Source organism: Xanthomonas sp. NCPPB 1826, from assembly GCF_056725285.1.
In genome coordinates this window covers 1357401-1379271 of sequence record NZ_CM161521.1, presented here as the reverse complement: position 1 = coordinate 1379271, position 21871 = coordinate 1357401, and the positions used below count along the sequence as shown (strand labels likewise).

Genomic DNA, 21871 nt, shown 5'->3' with positions numbered 1-21871 from the left:
GCCAATTATCCCAGCCAATCGGCTCACCGATGTCCAACCGAACAACCGAACTCCGCCCCCGCTGGATCTGGCAGCAGCCCGACTGGCCTCGCTTCCACTGGCAGGCCGATGCCCTGGCGGCACTGCTGCGCGACTGCCAGCACGCCCACGGCCAGCTGCTCGGCATGGCCGGCGCGGTCGCCGGCGACCAGCAGGCTGCCGAAGCGCTGGACACCCTGCTCTCCAACATCGTCACCTCCTCGGCCATCGAGGGCGAGCGGCTGGATGTCGGCTCGGTACGCTCCTCGCTGGCCCGCCATCTGGGCTTGGCCGAAGACAGCCCGCGCCGCACCACTGGCCGCAGCGAGGGGCTGGCCGAGCTGATGCTAGACGCCACCGGCCACGCCGTCGCCCCGCTGGACCTGCCCCGCCTGCTGCAATGGCACCGCTGGCTGTTTGCCGAACAGGACAGCCTGCTGCCCACGCGCATCCGCATAGGCGCACTGCGTGGCGATGAGCCGATGCAGGTTGTCTCCGGCCGGCTCGACCGCCCCACCGTCCACTTCGAAGCCCCGCCGCGCGACGGCCTGGACGCCCAGCTCGCCGCCTTCCTCGACTGGTTCGCCAGCTCGCGCACCGACGCCACGCTGGACCCGCTGCTGCGTGCCGGCATCGCCCATCTGTGGTTCGTCACTCTGCACCCGTTCGACGACGGCAATGGCCGCCTCACCCGCGCACTCACCGATCTCGCCCTAGCCCAGGCGCAACCGCAGGCGATCCATCTCCATGCACTGTCGGCCAGCATCCTCGCCGACCGCAGCGGCTATTACCGCAGCCTGGAAACTACCCAGAAAGGCCTGCTCGACATCACCCACTGGCTGCACTGGTTCCTCACCACACTGCACGACAGCCTCATACAGGCCCTGCACCGCATCGACCGCGTGCTGGCCAAGGCGCGCTTCTGGCAGCTACACCACGCCCGGCCGCTGTCGGCCGAACAGGTCAAGGTGCTCAACCGCCTGCTCGATGGCGGCGAGCGCGGCTTCGAACACGGCATCAGCGCCTCGCAATACCAGGCCGTGGCCAAGGTCTCCAAGGCCACCGCCACCCGCCATCTGGCCGACCTGCTGGAAAAAGGCTGCCTGCGCCGCCTGCCCGGCAGTGGCCGCAGCACCCGTTACGCCATCAACACGCCGGCCTCCAGCATCGCGCTGCCGGCCCGCACCACTTCAGAACAAGGCAGCACCCCATGACCCATAACGACATCGTCCAGAAACTCTGGAACCTCTGCGACGTCCTGCGCGACGACGGCATCAACTACAGCGATTACGTCACCGAGCTGGTGCTGCTGCTGTTCGTCAAGATGGAATACGAGCAGGTACAGAACAATCCCAACTTCGAGCACAAGCTGCCTGAAGGCAGCCGCTGGCCGGACCTGAAAAGCAAGTCTGGCCTCAACCTGCTCAACCACTACCGGCAAATGCTGCTGAACCTGGGCCAGAGCAGCGATCCGATGATCGCGGCCATCTACGCCGACGCGCAGACCCGGCTCAAGGAGCCGCGCCATCTGGAAACGCTGGTCACCGCGCTGGACGGGCTGGACTGGTTCAGCGCGCGCCAGGATGGCCTGGGCGACCTTTACGAAGGCCTGTTGCAGAAGAACGCCAACGAGACCAAGTCCGGGGCTGGCCAGTACTTCACCCCACGTGCGCTGATCGATTCGATCATCCATTGCATCAAGCCGCAGCTTGGCGACGTCATCCAGGATCCCGCCGCGGGCACCGCGGGCTTCCTGATCGCCGCCGATGCCTACATCAAAGCGCAACACGACGATCTGTACGGTCCCGAAATCACCGCCAAGAAGCGCAGTTTCCAGCGCGAAAAGGCCTTTGTCGGCATGGAGCTCGTCCCCGGGACACGCCGACTGGCGTTGATGAACTGCCTGCTGCACGGCATGAACGGCGAAGGCGCCGGTCCCATCCGCCTGGGCAACAGCCTCGGCACCGCAGGCAGGGACCTGCCACCGGCCGACATCATCCTGTCCAACCCGCCCTTCGGCACCGCCAAGGGTGGCGGCGGACCCACCCGTGACGACCTCACCTACAAGACCAGCAACAAGCAGCTCGCCTTCCTGCAGCACATCTACCGTGGCCTGAAGCCCGGTGGCCGCGCCGCCGTGGTGCTGCCGGACAACGTGCTGTTCGAGGCCGGCGTCGGTACCGAGATTCGCCGCGACCTGATGGACAAGTGCACCCTGCACACCCTGCTGCGCCTGCCCACCGGCATCTTCTACGCACAGGGCGTCAAGACCAATGTCCTCTTCTTCCAGAAAGGCACCGCCGCCAACCCGCGCCAGGACACCGGCTGCACGCAGGCGACGTGGGTCCACGACCTGCGCAGCAACATGCCCAGCTTCGGCAAGCGCACCCCATTCGGGCCGACGCACCTCAAACCGTTCGAGGAGGCCTATGGCAGCGATCCCAACGGCGCCAGCCCGCGCACCGATGAAGGTGAACAAGGGCGCTTCCGTTGCTTCACCCGCACCCAGATCGTCGAGCGCGGCGACTCGCTGGATATCAGCTGGCTCAAGGATGCCGACAGCGTCGATGCCAATACCCTGCCCGCGCCCGAAGTTCTTGCCGCCGAAGCGATGGCCGAACTCAGCGAGGCCCTACGCGAACTCGACGCACTGATGCAGGCGCTGGGCGCCGGCGATGAAGCGCTGGAGCAGAAGCGGCTGCTGGCCGAGGTGATGGGGCTGGAAGTGACCAGCAGTGAGGTGGACGGTGAGTGAGTTGCCGCAAGGGTGGGCTTTTGCCTCACTTAACGAGCTTCAGGCCCAGGGCGGCGTTTTTGCTGACGGGGACTGGATTGAAAGTAAGGATCAAGATCCAAACGGGCGTAATCGCCTGCTACAACTCGCAGACATTGGCGACGGGCGCTTTATCGACAAGTCCTCTCGTTACGTCAACGATGAGACATTCGACCGATTGAATTGCACCGCGCTTGAAGAAGGCGACATCTTGCTTGCACGAATGCCTGACCCTCTTGGACGAGCGTGTCTAATGCCTCGCCTTCCGCAACGGTGCCTGACGGTCGTCGACGTTGCTGTCTTTCGTTCTGGAAGCCGCGATATCAGCCATCGCTGGTTGATGCATACGCTCAACGCTTCGCCTATTCGCGAAGAAATTTCGCGCAACGCTTCCGGGACCACGAGGAAGCGGATTGCGCGCGGGAAGCTGGCCGAACTGAAAGTTCCCGTTCCACCGGCGGCAGAGCAAAAGCGCATCGCGCAGAAGCTGGATGCGCTGCTGGCCCAGGTCGACACCCTCAAGGCCCGCATCGACGCCATCCCCGCCCTGCTCAAGCGCTTCCGCATGTCAATTCTCACCGCAGCAACCAGCGGGACAACATTCGACGGCAGCAGCGTGATTACGAATCAAAGTGAAGCCAAAGGCTCAAGCTTCATGTTGAACGACGAGACATTCGATCTTCCGAAAGGGTGGAGCCACGCTCCAGTAGATTCTGTACTCCACTCAGCCCGGAGACTTTGCTACGGAGTAGTTCAACCCGGGTCCGAAGTTGAATCCGGCGTCGACATGATTCGTGTATGCGACATTGAAGATGGGACTATTGCTTGGAATGATCTGAGGAAGATTGCTAGCGAAGTAGATGATGAGTACCGCCGCTCTCGCGTGCAGAGAGGGGACGTTCTGATGTCTATTGTCGGATCAATCGGGCGCGCAGCTATCGTCCGCGAAGATCGCCCAGTAAACATCGCCCGGGCAGTGGCGCGCCTCTCAGTGGATCAGTCTCAGCTGACACCCGAATGGCTTTTCCTCTGGCTTACCTCCCCGAAAGTTCAGTGGTGGCTAGTGAGTTCTTCAAGGGAAGTTGCCAGGAAGACTCTGAACCTTAAAGAGCTTTCCGAGCTTCCTGTTCCTTTGCCACCAAGGGAAGTGCAAGCCGAAATCGTCCGCCGCGTCGAACAGCTCTTCGCCTACACCGACCAGTTGGAAGCCAAGGTCGCCGCCGCCAAGCAGCGCATCGACGCGCTGACGCAGAGTCTGCTCGCCAAGGCCTTCCGCGGCGAACTGGTGCCACAGGACCCCAGCGACGAACCGGCCAGCGTGCTGCTGGAACGCATCCGCACCCAGCGCGCCGCCACGCCCAAACCAAAGCGCGGCCGCAAAAAGGTCTAATGCCCCAACGTGCCGTCTTGTAACGACCGGAACGCCGCACTAGGTCGCAGCACAAGCCGCCAGCGTAATGGGTTAGAGCATTCAGGGAAGTTCACCATCAGGAGCCATAGTGAAACTGATCCGTCTTGAGCTCATCGGCACCTATAAAGGCCTTAAGGACCAGACATTCGATTTTTCATCCTCTCGGGACGACGTAAGTGTCCTGATTGGCCCCAACGGCTCGGGAAAATCTCAAGTGATGGAGCTTATCGCCGAGATCTTTGCCTATCTCGAGCGCTGCCAGCGACCTGAATTCAAGGTCAGAGACAGCCTTGGATTCACGTTCTGCGTCACCTACGAGCTGACCTCGCCTCAAATCGAAGCGCCGATCCGTTATGTCATCGACACTCGCGAAGGCCTAGAAATCAGGATCCTTCGCGATTTTCGCGCGCCCTCGCCAGCTGCGGTTGATAAAGTCAGATGGGAAGCGGTCAGCGAGGCAGTGAACCTCAATGAGGTTCGACTACCCCGAGTTGTCGGATACGCCTCTGGCTTATCAGAGAATCTGCAGCGCCCGTTCCTGAAAAATGCCGTTCAGTTCCATGACGTCATCCGGGTCCGCTCAAGGCATCAGGACGAGCTGAACTTGGCCGTCTCAGCATCGCGCAGCACCGATGCAATTGAAAAAAAATATCTGAAGCGACATCCGGGAATATTCGCACTCAATGAAGAGGAACTAAGTGCAGACATCTTCACCTTGGATGATAGGGACACACCCGCGCCGAGAAGTATTTTCCTGGACTATGACTGCGCCTCGCTGCTGATCACGATTATCGGAATGCTCGACAACAATCTGCGCAATGAGATCTGGAGCGAAATTCCATTCTGCCACCCTCAAAGGGCGATTCTTCACTACGATCTCCGAGGCCATTCTGCCGCTAAAGATGCAGCGAGTGATATTCAGCGACTCATCGAAGTAGCGGGGAGCGAAAAACTGACGCCGCGATCATCACGCTCCTCGGAGGCGCAGTACGAACGGTATCAGCTTGATCATCTGGCCGCGGACATTGAAATTGACTACACAGATCCGCTGGTTCAACGGCGGCTTCAGGAGAACCATCGAGATCCCGCCGCGTGGTTCCTATCGCTCTACAAGCTACAACTGCTTGGCGTTGCGGAATGGCCCTCAGATATGAAAAAGGAGCTGCGCCACGACAACTTTCAGGGGCACGTCAAAAAGCCACTCAAGGGAAAGCTGCCGCTGTCCGTGAGCGAGTTGTGGATGACCAATGGCCAGGACGCGGTGTCCATAGACGATCTCAGCGACGGCGAGCTTCAGCTATTGTTGACGCTCGGCGCTGTCTTGCTGCTAGGCGATGCCGAAACGCTTTTTCTTTTCGACGAGCCCGAGACACATTTGAATCCGAGCTGGCGAACGCGATTCCATTCGGACTTCCGCCGCGCCAATCTCGAATCGGGTTTTTCACAAGCACTCATTTCTTCTCACTCACCCTTCCTGGTCTCGTCATTACCTCGGGAGTCGGTTTTTCATTTCCAGAGGTCCGATGGAGCAACGACGATGGACTTGCCCGCGAGCGAGACGTTCGGCGCATCATTCGATGTACTGATCAAGAAGCACTTCGATCTGAAAGCAGCGATTTCCGATACAGCCATTTCGGAAATCCGTTCGAAGCTGGATAGTTCGCAAATGAGTACGCATCAGAAAATAGCTTGGCTTACAGAATCGTTAGGTGATTCGATGGAACGCTCCTATCTGATCAAGCGACTGGGGTCCGAATAATGCTCTTAAGCATCAATCCATGCCTGGAGCCGTCAAGAATTTTCACCGGACTTAACCAATTACTTAGAGAAGTCGTGATCTCTGCACTACACGGGCGACCCGTCGACGAACATCAAATGCCGGAGGGGCTCTATGCTGCAGTTTTCAGGAATGGTCCTACCGTCGAGAAAATTTCTAATTTTTGCACCAGTGTTTCTACTCTAATGAATGCAGATAAGGCATCTCTATTAGCAGCCATAGACGCGAACATCGAGCCCACCAACTTCCTAGGAGACCGCTCCGTTCCTCTAGTAGCTATTCCGGATACGATTTTTAAGGAACTGAAGCAGTTGGCGGTCCACCTGTACGAGCGAACTGCCGATCTGGACGGAGTAGAGACAACTTGCGGCGAGACCGTGTCAGATCACTTTTCGCGCTTTCGAGATAGCGCTCCGCCAGGAAATGGCAACATTTGTTGCGTCTGCGGCACAGAATCACTGGCGCAGATGCGGTCAAGCGCTGAGGACGGGCAATGGCGCGGACCTTATGATCACATTCTTCCCAAGGACAAATATCCGCTGTATGGAATTCATCCGGGAAACCTGATCCCCATCTGTCAAACCTGCAACTCAAAAGCAAAGTTAGCAAAGGACCTGCTCTTTAACGGAATACACAGACGCCTAAGCTTCTACCCCTGGACCGAAATGGTTCACCCCGATGAAATCCAAGTTGGAGTTTCCTCGGATGCGGGCCTCCCGCAGCTCGTCATCAGCCTCACAAGCGAATGCCCGTGCCGGAGAGAAAAGCTGCAAACCTGGGACGATATCTACAAGATTAGGGCACGCGTGAAAGGAGAATTCTTACCGCTGGTCGAGAAGATTTTCGAAGATATCCCTGTCGAAACAGAGGCGGCATTTCTCGCAGGACTGAGACACAGTGCGAATGCCAGAGCCTGCAAGGTGAGACTTACGCCCTTCAATTATTGGCGAGCGCGCCTTTACATGGCAGTGATCGAAATGGAGCAAGGTGCGCGTGAAGCCCTCCGCGAAACGATAAAGGGCGAGGCTCCAGCCGATATTGAGATGAATGCGTTATTTTTCTCCCCTTAGGGATGATCTGAACGATGTGACCTGAATGCTTGACTAGCGTTCTCCGCCAATGAATCCGACACCCGCAGGCCAACAACTGCACCGCCAAGGAAGACCACGTGGTCGCAAAGCTCGCCCAGTGCATCCGCAATCACAAGCAGATGCGGAAAATTGGAATCGTCAGACCGCATCGCCAAGCCCCAGTGACTGCTTGAGATAGCGCGCCGCGAGCGCTCGCTCGCTCGCGGGCGCGCCCGCTGCGCAGCGCGTCCTGCAGCGCCAGCAGTTGGTGCAAGGCAGGGTCGGCCAGCGCAGCGTTGGGCGCACCTGCCGACAACGGCGACAAGCTGGGGCCTTTGGCCGTGCCCTGCGCGCTTGGCCACACCGGTGCCTGCCCTGGGGCGCTGGCAATCGCAGTGGACAGCGCGGGCACGCCAAATGCCGTAGGAATGCCAAGCTTCGGCGGCCCGATCACGGCGGGAAAGGCATAGCGCACGCCGTGGACCGCAAACTCATGCAGCGCCGTGCGTACCGTCTCCAACGCGCCGCGGCTTTTTTCCAGCGCCAAGCCGGATGCCACCGCTCGCTTGAAGATGCGATGCACCTGAGAAGGGCGCATGCCCAGCGCTTCTCCAAGGGATGCATAGGTCCAGGCCTGGCTGACCTGGGCGACCTGCTTGTACAGCACCACCAGATCCAGGGGCTTCAGCTCCACAGCCAGGCCCGCCTTATTCCATATTCCGGAATATGGAATAGCCGGCGAACGAGCTGTTTCGCGAGCAGTCTTTAGCTGCACGCTCTGACCTAAACGAGGGTCTACCGCTCAACGGCGCAAGCCAGACACAGCGGCTTCAGCCCCTCCTGCGGCAGCGATCTCTCCTGCGCCTGGCTTTGCCTCTGCACCAAGGTGTGCACCTCGAACTCTTGCAACCTTGCCAGTGACTGCTCCACCGGCGCTTGACTACCACGTCAGTGGGCATGCTGGCACGCAGGTGGGTCCACAGTAGAACGCCACTGCCCCCCGCAACCAAGCACTCTGCCTATCCCCGCAGCGCCACCCGAATCCCCTCCCCCGCCAAGCGCGCACTCGCCAGCAGACGCTCTAGGCTCTGCCCATGCCGGGCGCTGGCGGACAGCCCGGCCATGGTGGTGCTGACGAAATCCGCCAGCCGGTCTGCGTCGTGCGGGCACTGCTTGGCGATGTGGGAGCGAATCAACTCCTGGGCTGCGACATGAAAACCGCAGGCCGCCTCGCGCGCCTGCGCGTCGTTGCTGCGCGTGCCCTCCAGCACCAGGCAGCCGGTAGCGGCGGGGTCTGCGGCGTAGCAGCGGGCGGCCTGCTCCAGTACGTCGGCCAGGACGTCCGCCAGCAGGCGGGCGGTGTCCAGGATCTGCGGCAGCGGGATGGCCCCGGTCTGCGCGTAGCGGTCGAGGATGCGCGCATACAGGCCAGCCTTGCTGCCGAAGGCGGCGTAGAAACTGGGCGGGTTGATGCCCAGTGCCTGGGTGAGGTCGGCCACACTCAGTGCGTCGTAGCCGCGCGCATGGAACAGCTGCTGCGCGGTGGCGACCGCTTGGTCCGGGTCGAATGCGCGCGGCCGGCCGCGCGCCCGGGAGTTTTCTGTATTCATTGTTACAAAATCCTTGACGGCAGGCGAAATCTATTATGTATTACTCGCTACATTAATTGCGAGGTGGCGCATGTCAGCGTTCAAAGACAAGTCGGTATTGGTGCTCGGTGGCAGCCGGGGGATTGGGGCCGCCATCGTGCGGCGCTTCGTGGCCGAGGGCGCGCGGGTGACGTTTACCTATGCCGGCTCTGCCGAGGCGGCGCAGCGCCTGGCCGGTGACACCGGCAGCACCGCGGTGCTGGCCGACAGCGCCGACCGCGATGCGGTCATCGATACGGTGCGCCGCAGCGGGCCGCTGGATGTGTTGGTGGTCAACTCCGGCATCGCCTTGTTCGGCGATGCCCTGGACCAGGATCCGGACGCGGTGGACCGGCTATTCCGCATCAACGTGCACGCGCCCTACCACGCCGCCGTGGAGGCCGCGCGGCAGATGCCGCCCGGCGGGCGGATCATCGTGATTGGCTCGGTCAACGGCGACCGCATGCCGCTGCCCGGCATGGCGTCCTACGCGCTGAGCAAATCCGCGCTGCAAGGGCTGGCGCGCGGGCTGGCCCGCGACTTCGGGCCGCGTGGCATCACCATCAACGTGGTGCAACCGGGCCCGATCGATACCGACGCCAACCCGGAAAACGGGCCGATGAAAGAGCTGATGCACAGCTTCATGGCGATCAAACGCCACGGCCGCGCCGACGAAGTGGCCGGCATGGTGGCCTGGCTCGCCGGCCCGGAAGCGAGCTTTGTCACCGGGGCGATGCATACGATCGATGGTGCATTTGGGGCATGACGCGGCGACGTCTGCGTTGACCACGCTGCAGCTCGACAGTTAGTGCGATCAAGGGCGGCAAACGTCCTTCTTCGGCACACGTGGCGAGCTGCCGTTGCACCGCCCGCGTTTTGATCCACGCGCTTTTCCTTCCGGCAGAGCGTGATCGCATTCCCATGTCGTGCGGCGCATGGCACGGACAATCGCAGGCTTGGCCCTTGCTGTCGCGCTGATCCCAAGTTGCCTATAGTTGCGGCGAACCCTGCAATGGATTGACCAATGCACATGATGTCATCCGGCCGGTGCCTGGCTCTTGCACTCGCCGTCGCCGTGACCGGCAGTGCCTGTGCACGGACGCCATCACCCGAACAAAAAAGGACTTCCCCCATGTCAGGCACCGTCACCACAGGCCGCACCATCAACGGGCACACCTATTCGGACGCGCCGGTTGACGTAAAGCTGGGGCCGAACACCTTCCGCATCCCCGCCAACTACCTGGACAGCCAGATCGCACCATGGCCGGGCGAAGGCGTGACGCTTGTCATCGAATGGCCAGATATGACCCCCACTCCACCTGGGGCACGAGCCAACCCGCGTACGAATGATTTTCGGAAAGAAATTTCCGTGTCTATCGACTATGTCGACCGTGTTCCCATTGAGGTATTGCTTGAGCGTTTCTCGTCAAACGATAGGCGTACAGAGGCAGACTCAGTTGAGCGGGGCAATCCTGTCGCCCGGCTCGATCTCCGCATCGCACAGCCTGAAGCATTCGGATTAACGCCCTATGCCATTGATGAGGAGAAGATGGCGGCATATGTAAAAGCGTATGAAGCCCACCACGGCGAGCCTCCGACGCGCAACCCTGCGTTTGAAGACGACTGGTACGTCGTGCGCGACTCCAGCGGCAATTTGACCACGTTCATCAAGTGCGACAGCAAAAAATTTCGAGCAGATGGCGTTCGGCTGGAGGGATCTGAAGTGGTCCATGAAAAAGGTGCCGTTGCTGCAAGTTGCGTCCACTACTTCTCTGACATCGAAAACAAACTTTCCATCAGTCTCAACTACAAGCGTGCATTCCTGAAGGACTGGAAGCGCATGGAAGATGCGGTGAGAGGCGTATTAACCCGCAGTAAAATTCGGTGATTAGCGTATTTACAGGGAGTAGCCGGTGAGCGGACTGAGTGAGCAGGATCTGGAAATTCTTTCCAGCTATGCAAATAAAGTCAATCGCGAGCTGTATTGGAACTATCTCTCGCAGCTTGATGGAGCAGACGGCTATGGGACGCTGGCATTAGGCGTCGTGCGCAACGACAGCTTGCCAGGGCAAGTGGCTAACAATTACGCGCAAGACTATGCCAAGACACAGCACGATACTGGCTCGCGCTTTGCCAATGCTGAATTGAGCGAACGCCAGTGGGAAGAGTTCGGGCAAACGCTGCTCAAGAAGGATTTTGAGCTTCGACAAGCTTGGTTCGACAAAGAGCGTCCGGATATGGCACTGAACCTTCCCGGCAAGGACGTCATGCGAGCACACGACCAAGCCTTCCTGGACCATGAGCTCGACCCCAACTGCTGGACGCCCCGCGTGCTCCTGCAAGCAGCATTGGAAAAAAGCGGCCCCCAAAAGCTGGAACAGATCTGGGCCAACATGCTCGACAACGAGTACGGCGGCGCTGCCCGTATCAGAAACACGGGCTACGAGACCTTTGCGCAGATGGGACTGGCGGCCGGCAGCCAGTACCTGGCCAAGCTCGGCACCACCGAAGCGATTCAGATGCTGGAAGGCCGCTCAGCCGTCGACCCCAACGTCATCGGCAGCAACAGCTTCTACGCGATGTATTTTGAAAAAGAGCAGAAATGGATGAACGTCAGCGCAGGCGGCGGGCATCTTTCCATGCGCGAAGAAACCCATCCCGGCCGTATCGCCGAACTCGACGATGCCCGCGCCGTGCGTCTGGAACGGCAGCAGAAAGCCGCGCAGTTCCACGAAGACGATTCGCACCGCTCCATTACCCGCAGCCCGCTCACGGTATCGGTCGACGGGCTGCCCGATCGGATGCAGCCGCCCACCAAACTCGCCGATATCGGCCCTGAGCACCGGGACTACGCATTGCTGCAGCAGGTGCGCGCAGGCGTGAATGCGATCGATGCGCAAGCCGGGCGCACGCCGGACGAGAACAGCGAGCGCCTCATCGCCAGCGTGATGACCCTCGCCCGCCAGAATAACCTGGACCGGGCCGACCACGTGGTACTTAGCCAACAGACGACCGACAGCCCGGCCGGCCGCAATGTGTTTGTGGTGCAGGGCGAGTTGAACAACCCGGCGCACCTGCGCGCCCATATGCCGACCGATGTGGCTGTGCAGACGCCGGTGGAGCAGTCGCTGCAGCAGCTGGAAGTGGCCAGCACCAATCGCCAACAGGCGTTGGCGCAGAGCCAGCAGCAGGAGATGGATACCCGGCAGCGTGAGAGTGCGTCGATGCGCATGGGATAACGGCGCTAGGCGGGTGGCGAGGCATTGCGGCGGCTTCTGGGCAATGGCGTGCAGGCGATACCGGTTGGCAACGTCGGCGTGGCGCGCGACGATCTCCAGCACCGGCTTGTGCGGGTCGGGTGGCAGTGCATCGAATAACAGGGACACCGGCTACAGCGATCAGGGAACTGCCGACATCACGGCCCCGCAAAGCCCGCCTCACGTTGCGAGCGAACGGCCAGCACAAACACCGTGTCGATCTGCGCGACATGGCAGTACAGCGCCAGATTGCCGTGCGCGCCGTGACCGATCACCAGTTCGCACTTGTCGCCGCCGGCCGGCCGATCAGCGGATTGGTTTCCAGCACATCGATTGCCGCAATGATCTCGTGCAGGCGTGCTGCGACATGTGCGGCCTCATGGCGCTGGAGCTGGTCGAAGATCCGCTCAAGATCTTGTGCAACCTCCGGTGCCAGCTCGATACGCGCCATGCTACCGGGCTAGTTTGCGGGCCGTGGGACGCTTTGCCGGCTCGCCGGCCATGCGCTTTTCCAGATAGCCACGCATGTCGTCCCAGGCGATGGTCTTCCCGGACGCCACGATGCCGGCATCACGCTGCTCGGCAACCGCATCGAAATCGGCACGACGCTCGACCGATTCCGCCTTTTCGGCGATCGCTTCCAGGATGAAACTATGTGACGTCGTGCCGCCCCGCTTCGCTGCTGCGGCAACGCGCATCTTGAGTTCGTCTGGAAGACGGATGGTTGTAAAGCCCGGCGAGACCGGGCTGTTCCATGTGCTGCGATGACCGCAACACTCAGCGCTTGCGCGCCTTCAACCATGCCTTGATCTGCGGCAGCGATGCCGCCCGCAGCTTCACCCGCGTCTGGATCGTGTTGATGGCGTTGTCTGCGGCCTGCCGCGAGGTGGGTGCGATGTACTGCTCGGCATAGGCCTTGATCCGGTCGGCGGTGGCAAGTTCGGCCGAGTCCATGCCCAGGCCGGGGTAATAGCGGGCACGCGAGGTGGAATCCACCAGGGTGTCCACCTGCGTGCGATGCGCCACCGCGAAGTCGAAGGCAAGCTCCGGGTGCCGGGAAGCGACCCGGTCGATCATGCTCGCACCGGTGGTGGCGCCCGGCTCGGCTGTCAACGCCAGTTCCAGCGCGCGCCTGGCCAGTGCCTCGTTGTTGGGCATGGAGAGGAAGTCGTAATAGGTGTCGCGCACCATCGACGAGGTTTCCTGCCTGGCCAAGGCATGCAAGGCGTCCCAGGTGGCGGCGTCGGCATTGTGCGCAACCGCGCCCAGCACGCTGTCGCGCAGCTCCGGCGACAGCGAGGCGGGGTTGGCCTGGAAGGCGGCAAAGCGCCGGCGCGCCTCGGCGATCACGGCGGCATCGCCCATGTCGCTGAGGGTGGCGATCAGGCGGGTACGCAACTGCTGGATCTGCGCCGAATCGCCAGCGCGGTTGTCCCAGCCCAGCGTTGCGAATTCAGCCGCCAGCCGCGGTACGGCATAGGCACGCCACGCCGCGCGCGCAGCCGGGTCGCGCTCGAAGCTGCCATCCACATCGTCGTAGATGCTGGCCACCATGTCCCAGACATCGGGCGATGCGCCTGCCGCCACCTGGGCGGTGAGATCCAGCACGTCGGCCTGCGCCTGCACGCCGGCACCGGCCAGTGCGTTGGTGTCGTTCAACACGCCCACCTGGTCCACCACCGGCAGCAGTCCAAACCTGTCGGTCAGCGCCTTGAACTGCGCGGGCGCATACAAGGTGCGGAAGTAGCCCTTTTGCCCGGCATTGACCACCACCGGTGCGTCGCAGCCGGGTACCTGCACCTGCGCGGTGCCGTCCACCAGCACGCGCACCGGCGCGCCATCGCCGCTGCGCAGGACCACCGGCACATGCCAGCGCAACGGCTGCTTGTCGGGGCGGTCCAGCGTGAACTCGCCCTGCTCCAGCGTCACCGCGGTCTGGCCGCCGACGCAGCGGGTGCTGGCCTTGATCAACGGCACGCCCGGCTGCAGCGTGAAGTCGTGCGCCACCTGGGTGAATTGCTTGCCCGGGGCCACCGCGTCGATCTGCTGCCACAACTGGTCGGTCACCGCGTTGCCGTACTGGTGTTGCTTGATGTAGCTGCGCACGCCGGTGCGCCAGTGGTCCGAGCCGACGTAATCTTCCAGCATGGCAATCACCGCCTCGCCCTTCTGGTAGGTGATGGCGTCGAAGGCCTGGCTGGCCTGCTCCACGGTGGCCACGTGCTGCACCACCGGGTGGGTGGTCGCATACGCATCGCGCCGCATCGCCGCGCGGCTCTTCAGCGCCGGGCCGGTCTTGTCGATATCCCATTCCGGATGCAGTTTTGCCGTGGTGCGCGCCTCCATCCAGTTGGCGAAACCTTCGTTGAGCCACAGGTCGTCCCACCACGCCATGGTCACCAGGTTACCGAACCACTGGTGCGCGATCTCATGCGCGGCGACAGTGAACACGCCTTGCTTGGTGTCGATGTTGGCCACCGCCGGATCCAGCAACAACGAGTATTCGAAAGTGAAGATCGCGCCCCAGTTTTCCATGGCGCTGAAGAACTGGCTGCGCCCGGGCGCGGCGATGTTGTCCAGCTTGGGCAGCGGGTACGGGATGCCGAAGTAGGCGTTGTATTCGTGCAGCACGTCGCGGCCGGATTCCAGCGCGAACTGCGCCTGACCCACCTTGCCCTTCTGCGCGATCACGCCGATCTCAGTGCCGTTGTCGGCGGTGACGGTGGCACGCTCGAAATCGCCCACGCTGACGAACAGCAGGTACGTGGACATCTTGGGCGAGGTCTGGAACGCGATGCGGGTGCGCCCGTTTGCGCCCGGCTTGGACGAGGCCACCGGCATGTTGCTCACCGCCATCTGCCCGGCCGGCGCATTGATCGCCAGGTCGAAGGTGGCCTTGAAGTTGGGCTCGTCCCAGGAGGGAATGAAGCGGCGCGCATCGGAGTTTTCGAACTGGGTGAACAACGCGCGGCGCGCACCTTGCGCGGTGGTGTAATCCAGCGCGAACAAGCCGTTGGCCTGCGTGTTGATCACGCCGCTGTAGTCGATGGACAGCACGTACTCGCCCACTGCCAGCGGCTTGTCGAACGCGAACGTGGCGGTCTGCGCCTCGGCATCGGTGCTGACCTTGGCAGCTTGCGGCTTGCCGCCTTTTTGTGTGAGCGTGCCCCGCGCCAAGCTCAGGTTGGCCGCCTGCAACACGATGCGGTCGGTGGCCTGCAGCACGCTGACGTCGATGGCGACCTTGCCGTCGAACGTCATCTTGTCGGCATGCGGCGTGATCTCCACCGCGTAATGCGTAGGCTTGGCCGTGCGCGGCAACTGGGTGGTGATGGACGAGGCGGCGGCGCTCGTCGGTGCGGGCGCGGCGGCGAGCACGCAGGCGGCCGGACTTGTACCGACCAGGGCCAGTGCGATGGCGGTCACCAGGGGAAGACGCATGGGAAATTCTCGATGTGGGCGAAGTGGGCGGGCAAGCGGCGCCAGGCCGCGGATGATCCGCCGGAACAGTGCGCGCAGGCACCGCCGGAAGTCATGGCAAATCTCAGCAATCCTCAAATGCCAACGGCCCGGACAAGCCGGGCCGTTGGACGATGTCGCGTCTGGCGTCAGCCGATCAGGCGAACGGATCCTGCAGCACCATCGTGTGGTCACGATCCGGGCCGGTGGAGACGATCGAGATCGGGCAGCCGGCCAGTTCTTCCAGCGCGCGCAGGTAGGCACGCGCCGCCACCGGCAGCTTGTCCCACTCGGTGATGCCGTGGGTGTTTTCAGTCCAGCCCGGGAACTCCAGGTACACCGGGGTGCACTCTTCCCAGCCCTGCGCGTCCAGCGGGGCGTATTCGGTACGCTTGCCGCGGTATTCGTAGGCGATGCAGACCTTGAGCTTTTCCATGCCGTCGAGCACGTCGAGCTTGGTGATGCACAGGCCGGAGATGCCGTTGATGGCCACCGCACGCTTGAGCGCGACGATGTCCATCCAGCCGCAGCGGCGCGGGCGGCCGGTGGAGGCGCCGTACTCGGCACCGCGGTCGCGGATGCCCTGGCCCACTTCATCGTCCAGCTCGGTCGGGAACGGGCCGCCACCCACGCGGGTGGCGTAGGCCTTGGCGATGCCCAGCACGTAGTCGATCGCATCGGCGCCAACGCCGGTGCCGGCCAGTGCGCCGCCGACGGTGGTGTTGGAGCTGGTGACGTACGGATAGGTGCCGTGGTCGATGTCCAGCAACGCGCCCTGTGCGCCTTCGAACAGCACGCGCTTCCCCTGCTTGCGCAGATCGTGCAGGATGCCGGCCACGTCCGACTTCATCGGCTGCACGTAGTCGCCGAAGGCCAGCGCTTCGTCGAAGGTCTTCTGGAAGTCCACCGCTTCCACGCCCAGGTACTTGGTCAGCACGAAGTTGTGGTAATCCAGCGCGGTGCGCAGCAGCTCTTCCAGCTGCGGCGGGTAATGCAGGTCGGCGATGCGGATGCCGCGGCGGGCAACCTTGTCTTCGTACGCCGGGCCGATACCGCGGCCGGTGGTGCCGATGGCCTTGCCGCCGGCGGCCTTCTCGCGCGCCTGATCCAGGGCGATGTGGTACGGCATGATCAACGGCGCGGCCGGGGAGATCTTCAGGCGCGAGCGCACTTCCACGCCGGCACCTTCCAGCTCGCTGATTTCCTTGATCAGCGCGGCCGGGGAGATCACCACGCCATTGCCGATCAGGCACAGCGCGTCGTCGCGCAGGATGCCGGACGGGATCAGATGCAAGACGGTCTTCTTGCCATTGATGACGAGCGTGTGGCCGGCATTGTGGCCACCCTGAAAGCGGACCACCGCACCGATCTCTTCGGTAAGCAGATCGACGATCTTGCCTTTGCCTTCATCGCCCCACTGGGCACCGAGCACGACAACTGACTGACCCATGACGGGTGAACTCCTGAGTTTTGCTGCGGCCATCGGGGCCGCGGGATGGGACCGGTTCACGGCTGGCGGCGCCGCCTGGCGCGCGGCTCCATCGGGGAGCGTTGCAGCGGCGCGTGAAGCCCTGACACGGAAAAAGCCGAACGAGGTGCCCTGTGTGAGCGTGCCCGGCCGGCTTTTGTGCATTATCCGGGTTTCCGGTGACGTGCACTACCCCTGGCGGCCGGCGGATCGGGGGCTGGTCAGATTGCGGCTGGCCGTCGGTTGCGCGGTGCTCCGAGCGCTGCGGGCCACTAGGGTCCCTAGGGCCCCTAGCCTGGAAGATCACCGTAGCGACAATCCCAATGGCTCGTAGGAGCGCACCAGGGCGCGACGGGCATTCCCGGTGAATCCGTCGCACCCAGGTGCGCTCCTGCGCTGGCCGTTGCGCTCGGAATGGACCACCCACTCAGTGACGCACGATCCACAGTGCAATCGCGCCCAGCACCAGCGTCACACCACCAATCGCACGCAGTTGCACGGCGGGCAGACTGAACAGTTGCTCGACCATGCGCTTCCAGGCGGTGGGCGCGGCAAACAGCAGCAGGCCTTCGATGACCGCGATCAGACAGAGAGCGGCGAGGAAATCGTGCATGGGCTGTACCGCGACATCGTGGGAATGGGAGTGTGCACGGTTGGGAGATGCAGATGCGTCGGCGCCGCGATGACCACTTTTTAGCGGTTGTGGCACGTGCCATTTGAGCTGATGCGCAGCAGCGTCTATGGTTGCCCCCTTTTCTGCATGAGCAAGGACGCATGATCAAGAACGACAGATTGGTTTTTCTGGATGCACTACGCGGCCTGGCAGCCCTGTACGTGGTGTTGTTCCATGTCATGGCAATGCCGGCACCGGCTATTTCTCCGGGCCCATTACTGACGCCGGTGCTGTCGGCTGGCGGCAGCGGGGTTGCGCTGTTCTTCGTCATCAGCGCATTTTCGTTGTGTTACACGATGCCCCGTCACGTGGCCACCGGCAGACCGCTGCTCAGCTTCTATTTGCACCGGTTCTTCCGGATCGCCCCACTGTTTTATTGCTGGCTGGCTTTCTCGCTCTATCGGGATGGCCGCGGTGCACATGCCGGCCATCACTGGACGGAAATCGCAGCGAACCTGTCGTTCACCTTCAATCTGGTGCGTGGATGGGAAACCGGCATCGTCTGGGCCAGCTGGGCCATCGGCGTGGAAATGCTCTTTTACGCGGTATTTCCATTGCTTTTTGCAGTCGTCCGAAGCCTGACCACTGCGGTGGCACTGGCGGTGTGCACGCTGGTTGCTGCAGGTCTGGCAGCTTCGGGAATGATGGGCGAGCTCGGCACCGCGCTAATTGGTGATTACGGCTTGTTACGCCATCTGCCGGTTTTCGCAATCGGCCTGTGCACCTTCTTTGCCTACGAAAAATTCAGCGCGACACAGCCTGAAAAAGCGCGGCGATGGGGAACGTTGTTGATTGCAGCCGGACTACTGGGCCTGGCAGGGGCCATTGCACTGCAGACACTGGGATTGATCCCCCCCGCAGCGGGCTGGATCGTCAGCGGACTGATGTATGCGCTATTGCTGGTCGGCATGTCGCAGTCGCCGCTGCGCTTGATAGTCAATGCAGTGACTGGCTTCCTTGGCAAGATCAGTTATTCGATCTACTTGGGCCACCCGGTGGTGATCGCAATCCTTGTGCCGTTGTTCCGGCGCATTCAAGAAACGATGCCGAATCCAGCACTCTCATATGCAGCGTGTGCAGCAGCGACGCTACTGGTCACGTTGCCGATGGCGTGGCTGACGCACAGATTCATTGAGGCGCCGGCCATTGCCATGGGCAAGCGGCTGGGGCCAAAGATCGACCGTACCGCACTAGCAAACGCGATTGCCAAGCGTTGACCACTCAACCCTGAGCGGATGTCGTGCTCGATGTTGATTCGTTGTTGATGGGCGACTTGCTTAGTTACAGCAATCGCCAGAGACGACAACGCCCGCATCACGCGGGCGTTGTCGATTCAGCGCAGAGCGATCAACGATCGCTCTTGAGGTACTGCAGGAACGGGTCGTTCTTGTCCAGCACCACCACGCCGTTGCCGTCGGTCATGGAGCCGCGATAGGCCTCCAGGCTGCGATAGAACGCGTAGAACGACGGATCCTTGGAGCCGGCCTGGCCGTAGATACGGGCCGCGTCGGCATCGCCTTCGCCGCGCAGCTTCTGCGCATCGCGCTCGGCGTCGGCCACGATCACGGTGGACTCGCGGTCGGCCTGGGCGCGGATGGTCAGGGCCTGTTCCTCGCCTTCGGCGCGCAGCTTGCTGGCTTCCTGCTTGCGCTGGGCGCGCATGCGCTCGTAGACGTCGGTGATCACCTGGCTGTCGGTCGGCAGGTCGATCTGCTTGATGCGCAGGTCGGTGATCTGCATGCCCAGGCCCTTGATCGCGCCGTTGATGCCCTTGAGCTGGTTGGCGATCAACTCGCTGCGGTCGCCGGAAACCAGCTGCTGCAGGGTGCGCGAGTTGATCTGGTTGCGCAGCGAGTCGGTGATGATCGGGGCCAGGCGCGAATTGGCGACCGACTCCTCACCACCGGTGGCGCGATAGAACGCCCGCACATCGGAGATGTAGCCGATGGCGAAGAAGTCCACGCTGACGTCTTTCTGCTCGGCGGTGAAGTAGCGCGCCGGGGCGGTGTCCAGCACCTGGAAGCGGCGATCGAACACGCGCACCGACTCCACCACCGGGATCTTGAAGTGCAGGCCGGGCTTGAGGTCGGCACGCACCACGCGGCCCAGGTTGAGCACCATGGCGGTCTGGTCCTCGCGCACCACGAACACCGAGCCCATCAGGGTCAGCAACACGGCGACGATCAGGCCGATGACTAGCGAATTCTTCATTATTCGGTTCCCTCACGGCCAGTCGGGCGCGGGCCGCGCTCCGGATTGCGGATGCCCTCGCTGCCGCCACTGGTTTGCGGCGGATTCAACAGCACATCCTGCGGCACCATCGACGGCATGCTGCCGTTGCCCGCAGTGCCGCTGTTGCTGGCAGACTTGCTGGCGTCGGCCGGCAGCGGCACATAGATGACCTGGCGGCCATCGCTGCCGATCACCTTGCGGTTCTCCGACAGCACCTTCTGCACGGTTTCCAGCCACAGGCGCTTGCGCGTGACCTCGGGGGCGTTGGCGTACTGCTCCTGCAATAGCGTGAAGCGATCGGCGTCGCCCTCGGCCTTGGAGATCACCGCCTGCTTGTAGCCTTCGGCGCCGGTCCGGGTGCGCGCACCCTGGCCGCGTGCCTCGGGCACCACCTTGGCGGCGTAGGCCTGGGCTTCGTTGATCAGGCGCTCGCGCACCTGCTGGGCGCCGTTGACCTCGTCGAAGGCCGGCTTCACTTCTTCCGGCGGACGCGCGTCCGGCAGGGTCACACCGGTAACGGACAGACCCGTGTTGTAAGCATCCAGTGCCGCCTGCAGGCGGTCCTTGGAGGCGATGGCCAGCGGGCCGCGATTGTTGAGCACGGTATTGAGGTCGGAACGACCCACCTGCTCACGCACGGCGCTTTGCGCGGCCTGCTCCAGCACCAGATCGGCATTGCGCGAGCCGAACAGGTACTTGCGCGGGTCGCTGATCTGGTACTGCACGTTGAGCGAGACGTTGACGATGTTCTCGTCGCGGGTCAGCACCGGCACCTGGTTGCTGAAGGTCTTGATCTCGGTAGCGTTGACCTTGCGCACCGACTCGACCGGCCAGGGCAGCTTGAAGTTGGGGCCGGGCTGCAGGATGCGCGAGAACTGGCCGAAGCGCAGCACCACACCGCGCTGCTGCTCGCCGATGAGCTGGAAGCTGGAGAACAGCACCATCAGCACCACCGCGACCAGAATCCAGCGCCCCACGCCGCCATCGAACAGCTCCTTCAACGGGGCGGGCAGATTGCCCCAGCCACCACCGTTGCCACCACCGCGCGGGCCCCAGGACCTGCGACGGTTGGGGTCCGGGCCGTCTCCGCCCTTGTTGCCGGGTGTGTTCCAGGCCATGCACGCTCCATGATCGAGGGGCTGTGCGGGCCAGTCCCGCAGTGCCGCCGTGTTGTGATTCGATGATTCTACTAGATGGGGGAGACCGACCGTTTTGAAAGGCCCCGATTGGCACATCCCGGTTTAGCCGCTGGGGTGGATCGGGCGGCGACGCATCGGCCCGGTCCGGTCCAGGCGCGTGTCGACGCGGTCCCGGGGGCCGGAAAGGCGCGCATGTGATGACCTTGGCGTTGGGAGCAGGCAAGGCCGGAGGCGAGCGGCCTTCGATGCGCGTTGCGGCCGGTGGCCGCGTGATGCGCGCGGGCGCGCGGCGCCAGCCGGTCTACCGATTCCAAGCTGCGCGAAGCTGGATCAAGCATGCCTTCGTCGATCGCACCGGCCGCGGTCAGCACCGGCTTGTCGCACTGCGGAGCGAACCTTCGCCCCGGTCGCACCTCGTCGGCGCGCTTAGACGGTCGGCGGTTCGTCTTTCTGGTTGAACACGCGCTCCATCACTTCCAGCAACTCGTCTTCGGAGAATGGCTTGGTGATGTAGGCGCGTGCGCCCTGGCGCATGCCCCACATGCGATCGGTGTCCTGGTCCTTGGTGGTCACCAGGATCACCGGGATGTGCTGGGTGGTCGGCTCGCGCTTGAGCGTGCGCGTGGCCTGGAAGCCGTTGAGGTTAGGCATCACCACATCCATCAGCACCAGGTCCGGCAGCGAGGACTTGGCCGCTTCCACGCCGGCGGCACCATCGGTTGCGGTGATGGTTTCGTGCCCCAGCTTCTCGACGATGCGCTGAATCCCCAGCAGCTGCGACGGCGAGTCGTCGACGATCAGAATGCGTGCCATGTGTTTCCCCTAGTGTGCGCGGCGAGTGTAGTGCGCCGGCCGCGCTTTCGGTAGCTGGGCCAGGCGGTGCGCCCGGCGACTCTGTTGCGAGGTGTTGATCCGGTGACGCGTTGCTGTTGTGCTGTGCAACGCGTACTACGTTGCACAGGGGGC

Annotated in this window: 18 protein-coding genes and 1 pseudogene; 9 read left to right on the top strand and 10 right to left on the bottom strand. The window is 62.7% G+C overall.

Annotated elements, in window-relative coordinates; genetic code table 11:
* Positions 1-29: 29 nt before the first annotated feature.
* The 5 genes from AC1PLA_RS06035 (at position 30) to AC1PLA_RS06015 (ending at position 7049) form a co-directional block, all read left to right on the top strand.
* Positions 30-1232, top strand: a complete 1203-nt coding sequence (locus tag AC1PLA_RS06035; RefSeq protein WP_481105768.1) for a Fic family protein — start codon at positions 30-32, stop codon at positions 1230-1232.
* A complete protein-coding gene (locus AC1PLA_RS06030; protein ID WP_481105767.1) occupies positions 1229-2773 on the top strand; it encodes a class I SAM-dependent DNA methyltransferase in 1545 nt (514 codons plus the stop codon). Before AC1PLA_RS06035 ends, AC1PLA_RS06030 begins: the two co-directional genes overlap by 4 nt.
* Positions 2754-4181 carry a restriction endonuclease subunit S gene (locus AC1PLA_RS06025; protein ID WP_481105766.1) on the top strand — a complete coding sequence of 476 codons (1428 nt, stop codon included), beginning with the start codon at positions 2754-2756 and terminating at the stop codon, positions 4179-4181. The genes AC1PLA_RS06030 and AC1PLA_RS06025 overlap by 20 nt, the downstream gene beginning before the upstream one ends.
* Before the next feature lie 109 nt (positions 4182-4290).
* Entirely contained in the window at positions 4291-5961 is a 1671-nt protein-coding gene (locus AC1PLA_RS06020; protein ID WP_481105765.1) for an AAA family ATPase, read from the top strand.
* Positions 5961-7049, top strand: coding sequence for a hypothetical protein (locus tag AC1PLA_RS06015; RefSeq protein ID WP_481105764.1), 1089 nt, complete (start codon positions 5961-5963; stop codon positions 7047-7049). Before AC1PLA_RS06020 ends, AC1PLA_RS06015 begins: the two co-directional genes overlap by 1 nt.
* A gap of 159 nt (positions 7050-7208) precedes the next feature.
* Here AC1PLA_RS06015 and AC1PLA_RS06010 read toward each other — a convergent pair.
* Both AC1PLA_RS06010 and AC1PLA_RS06005 read right to left on the bottom strand, forming a co-directional pair.
* Positions 7209-7743, bottom strand: a pseudogene (locus AC1PLA_RS06010) (MarR family transcriptional regulator).
* 325 nt (positions 7744-8068) lie between these two features.
* Positions 8069-8659 carry a TetR/AcrR family transcriptional regulator gene (locus AC1PLA_RS06005; protein ID WP_481105763.1) on the bottom strand — a complete coding sequence of 197 codons (591 nt, stop codon included), beginning with the start codon at positions 8657-8659 and terminating at the stop codon, positions 8069-8071.
* 70 nt (positions 8660-8729) lie between these two features.
* Between AC1PLA_RS06005 and bdcA the strand changes: the two genes are divergently transcribed.
* From bdcA to AC1PLA_RS05990, 3 genes are all read left to right on the top strand, one after another.
* Positions 8730-9443, top strand: coding sequence for an SDR family oxidoreductase (gene bdcA / locus AC1PLA_RS06000; protein WP_065046686.1), 714 nt, complete (start codon positions 8730-8732; stop codon positions 9441-9443).
* A gap of 258 nt (positions 9444-9701) precedes the next feature.
* Positions 9702-10565, top strand: coding sequence for a Smlt3025 familytype IV secretion system inhibitor (locus tag AC1PLA_RS05995; protein ID WP_481105762.1), 864 nt, complete (start codon positions 9702-9704; stop codon positions 10563-10565).
* Positions 10566-10590: 25 nt separating this feature from the next.
* Positions 10591-11916 (top strand): Smlt3024 family type IV secretion system effector, encoded by a 1326-nt coding sequence (locus tag AC1PLA_RS05990; RefSeq protein WP_481105761.1) that lies wholly within the window; start codon positions 10591-10593, stop codon positions 11914-11916.
* 289 nt (positions 11917-12205) lie between these two features.
* Here AC1PLA_RS05990 and AC1PLA_RS05985 read toward each other — a convergent pair whose 3' ends face one another.
* The 5 genes from AC1PLA_RS05985 to AC1PLA_RS05965 form a co-directional block, all read right to left on the bottom strand.
* On the bottom strand, positions 12206-12385 hold the full coding sequence (locus AC1PLA_RS05985) for a type II toxin-antitoxin system RelE/ParE family toxin (protein ID WP_481105760.1): 180 nt from the start codon (positions 12383-12385) through the stop codon (positions 12206-12208).
* A 1-nt stretch (position 12386) separates the two neighbouring features.
* Positions 12387-12632: a CopG family transcriptional regulator gene (locus AC1PLA_RS05980; protein WP_481105759.1), complete on the bottom strand. Its 246-nt coding sequence runs from the start codon at positions 12630-12632 to the stop codon at positions 12387-12389.
* Between the two features lie 79 nt (positions 12633-12711).
* Entirely contained in the window at positions 12712-15375 is a 2664-nt protein-coding gene (locus AC1PLA_RS05975) for a M1 family metallopeptidase (RefSeq protein ID WP_481105758.1), read from the bottom strand.
* Between the two features lie 175 nt (positions 15376-15550).
* Positions 15551-16843, bottom strand: coding sequence for an adenylosuccinate synthase (locus AC1PLA_RS05970; RefSeq protein ID WP_024938603.1), 1293 nt, complete (start codon positions 16841-16843; stop codon positions 15551-15553).
* Between the two features lie 445 nt (positions 16844-17288).
* Complete coding sequence (locus AC1PLA_RS05965) at positions 17289-17474, bottom strand: DUF2065 domain-containing protein (protein WP_481105757.1); 186 nt, start codon at positions 17472-17474, stop codon at positions 17289-17291.
* A 161-nt stretch (positions 17475-17635) separates the two neighbouring features.
* Here AC1PLA_RS05965 and AC1PLA_RS05960 point away from each other — a divergent pair, with 161 nt between their 5' ends.
* The gene (locus AC1PLA_RS05960) at positions 17636-18751 is read left to right on the top strand and encodes an acyltransferase family protein (protein WP_481105756.1); all 1116 of its coding nucleotides are present in this window, start codon (positions 17636-17638) and stop codon (positions 18749-18751) included.
* A 130-nt stretch (positions 18752-18881) separates the two neighbouring features.
* Here AC1PLA_RS05960 and hflC read toward each other — a convergent pair whose 3' ends face one another.
* The 3 genes from hflC to pilH form a co-directional block, all read right to left on the bottom strand.
* On the bottom strand, positions 18882-19745 hold the full coding sequence (hflC, locus tag AC1PLA_RS05955) for a protease modulator HflC (protein WP_016903921.1): 864 nt from the start codon (positions 19743-19745) through the stop codon (positions 18882-18884).
* On the bottom strand, positions 19745-20884 hold the full coding sequence (gene hflK, locus AC1PLA_RS05950) for an FtsH protease activity modulator HflK (protein WP_024938600.1): 1140 nt from the start codon (positions 20882-20884) through the stop codon (positions 19745-19747). The genes hflC and hflK overlap by 1 nt, the downstream gene beginning before the upstream one ends.
* A gap of 447 nt (positions 20885-21331) precedes the next feature.
* A complete protein-coding gene (gene pilH / locus AC1PLA_RS05945; RefSeq protein WP_024938599.1) occupies positions 21332-21718 on the bottom strand; it encodes a twitching motility response regulator PilH in 387 nt (128 codons plus the stop codon).
* Positions 21719-21871 lie beyond the last annotated feature (153 nt).

Excerpts from the sequence above, each read along its gene's own strand:
- AC1PLA_RS06035 (WP_481105768.1), top strand. The coding sequence starts at position 30 with ATGTCCAACCGAACAACCGAACTCCGCCCCCGCTGGATCTGGCAGCAG.
- AC1PLA_RS06030 (WP_481105767.1), top strand. The coding sequence starts at position 1,229 with ATGACCCATAACGACATCGTCCAGAAACTCTGGAACCTCTGCGACGTC.
- AC1PLA_RS06015 (WP_481105764.1), top strand. The coding sequence starts at position 5,961 with ATGCTCTTAAGCATCAATCCATGCCTGGAGCCGTCAAGAATTTTCACC.
- AC1PLA_RS06005 (WP_481105763.1), bottom strand. The coding sequence starts at position 8,659 with ATGAATACAGAAAACTCCCGGGCGCGCGGCCGGCCGCGCGCATTCGAC.
- bdcA (WP_065046686.1), top strand. The coding sequence starts at position 8,730 with ATGTCAGCGTTCAAAGACAAGTCGGTATTGGTGCTCGGTGGCAGCCGG.
- AC1PLA_RS05995 (WP_481105762.1), top strand. The coding sequence starts at position 9,702 with ATGCACATGATGTCATCCGGCCGGTGCCTGGCTCTTGCACTCGCCGTC.
- AC1PLA_RS05985 (WP_481105760.1), bottom strand. The coding sequence starts at position 12,385 with ATGGCGCGTATCGAGCTGGCACCGGAGGTTGCACAAGATCTTGAGCGG.
- AC1PLA_RS05980 (WP_481105759.1), bottom strand. The coding sequence starts at position 12,632 with ATGCGCGTTGCCGCAGCAGCGAAGCGGGGCGGCACGACGTCACATAGT.
- AC1PLA_RS05975 (WP_481105758.1), bottom strand. The coding sequence starts at position 15,375 with ATGCGTCTTCCCCTGGTGACCGCCATCGCACTGGCCCTGGTCGGTACA.
- AC1PLA_RS05970 (WP_024938603.1), bottom strand. The coding sequence starts at position 16,843 with ATGGGTCAGTCAGTTGTCGTGCTCGGTGCCCAGTGGGGCGATGAAGGC.
- AC1PLA_RS05965 (WP_481105757.1), bottom strand. The coding sequence starts at position 17,474 with ATGCACGATTTCCTCGCCGCTCTCTGTCTGATCGCGGTCATCGAAGGC.
- AC1PLA_RS05960 (WP_481105756.1), top strand. The coding sequence starts at position 17,636 with ATGATCAAGAACGACAGATTGGTTTTTCTGGATGCACTACGCGGCCTG.
- hflC (WP_016903921.1), bottom strand. The coding sequence starts at position 19,745 with ATGAAGAATTCGCTAGTCATCGGCCTGATCGTCGCCGTGTTGCTGACC.
- hflK (WP_024938600.1), bottom strand. The coding sequence starts at position 20,884 with ATGGCCTGGAACACACCCGGCAACAAGGGCGGAGACGGCCCGGACCCC.
- pilH (WP_024938599.1), bottom strand. The coding sequence starts at position 21,718 with ATGGCACGCATTCTGATCGTCGACGACTCGCCGTCGCAGCTGCTGGGG.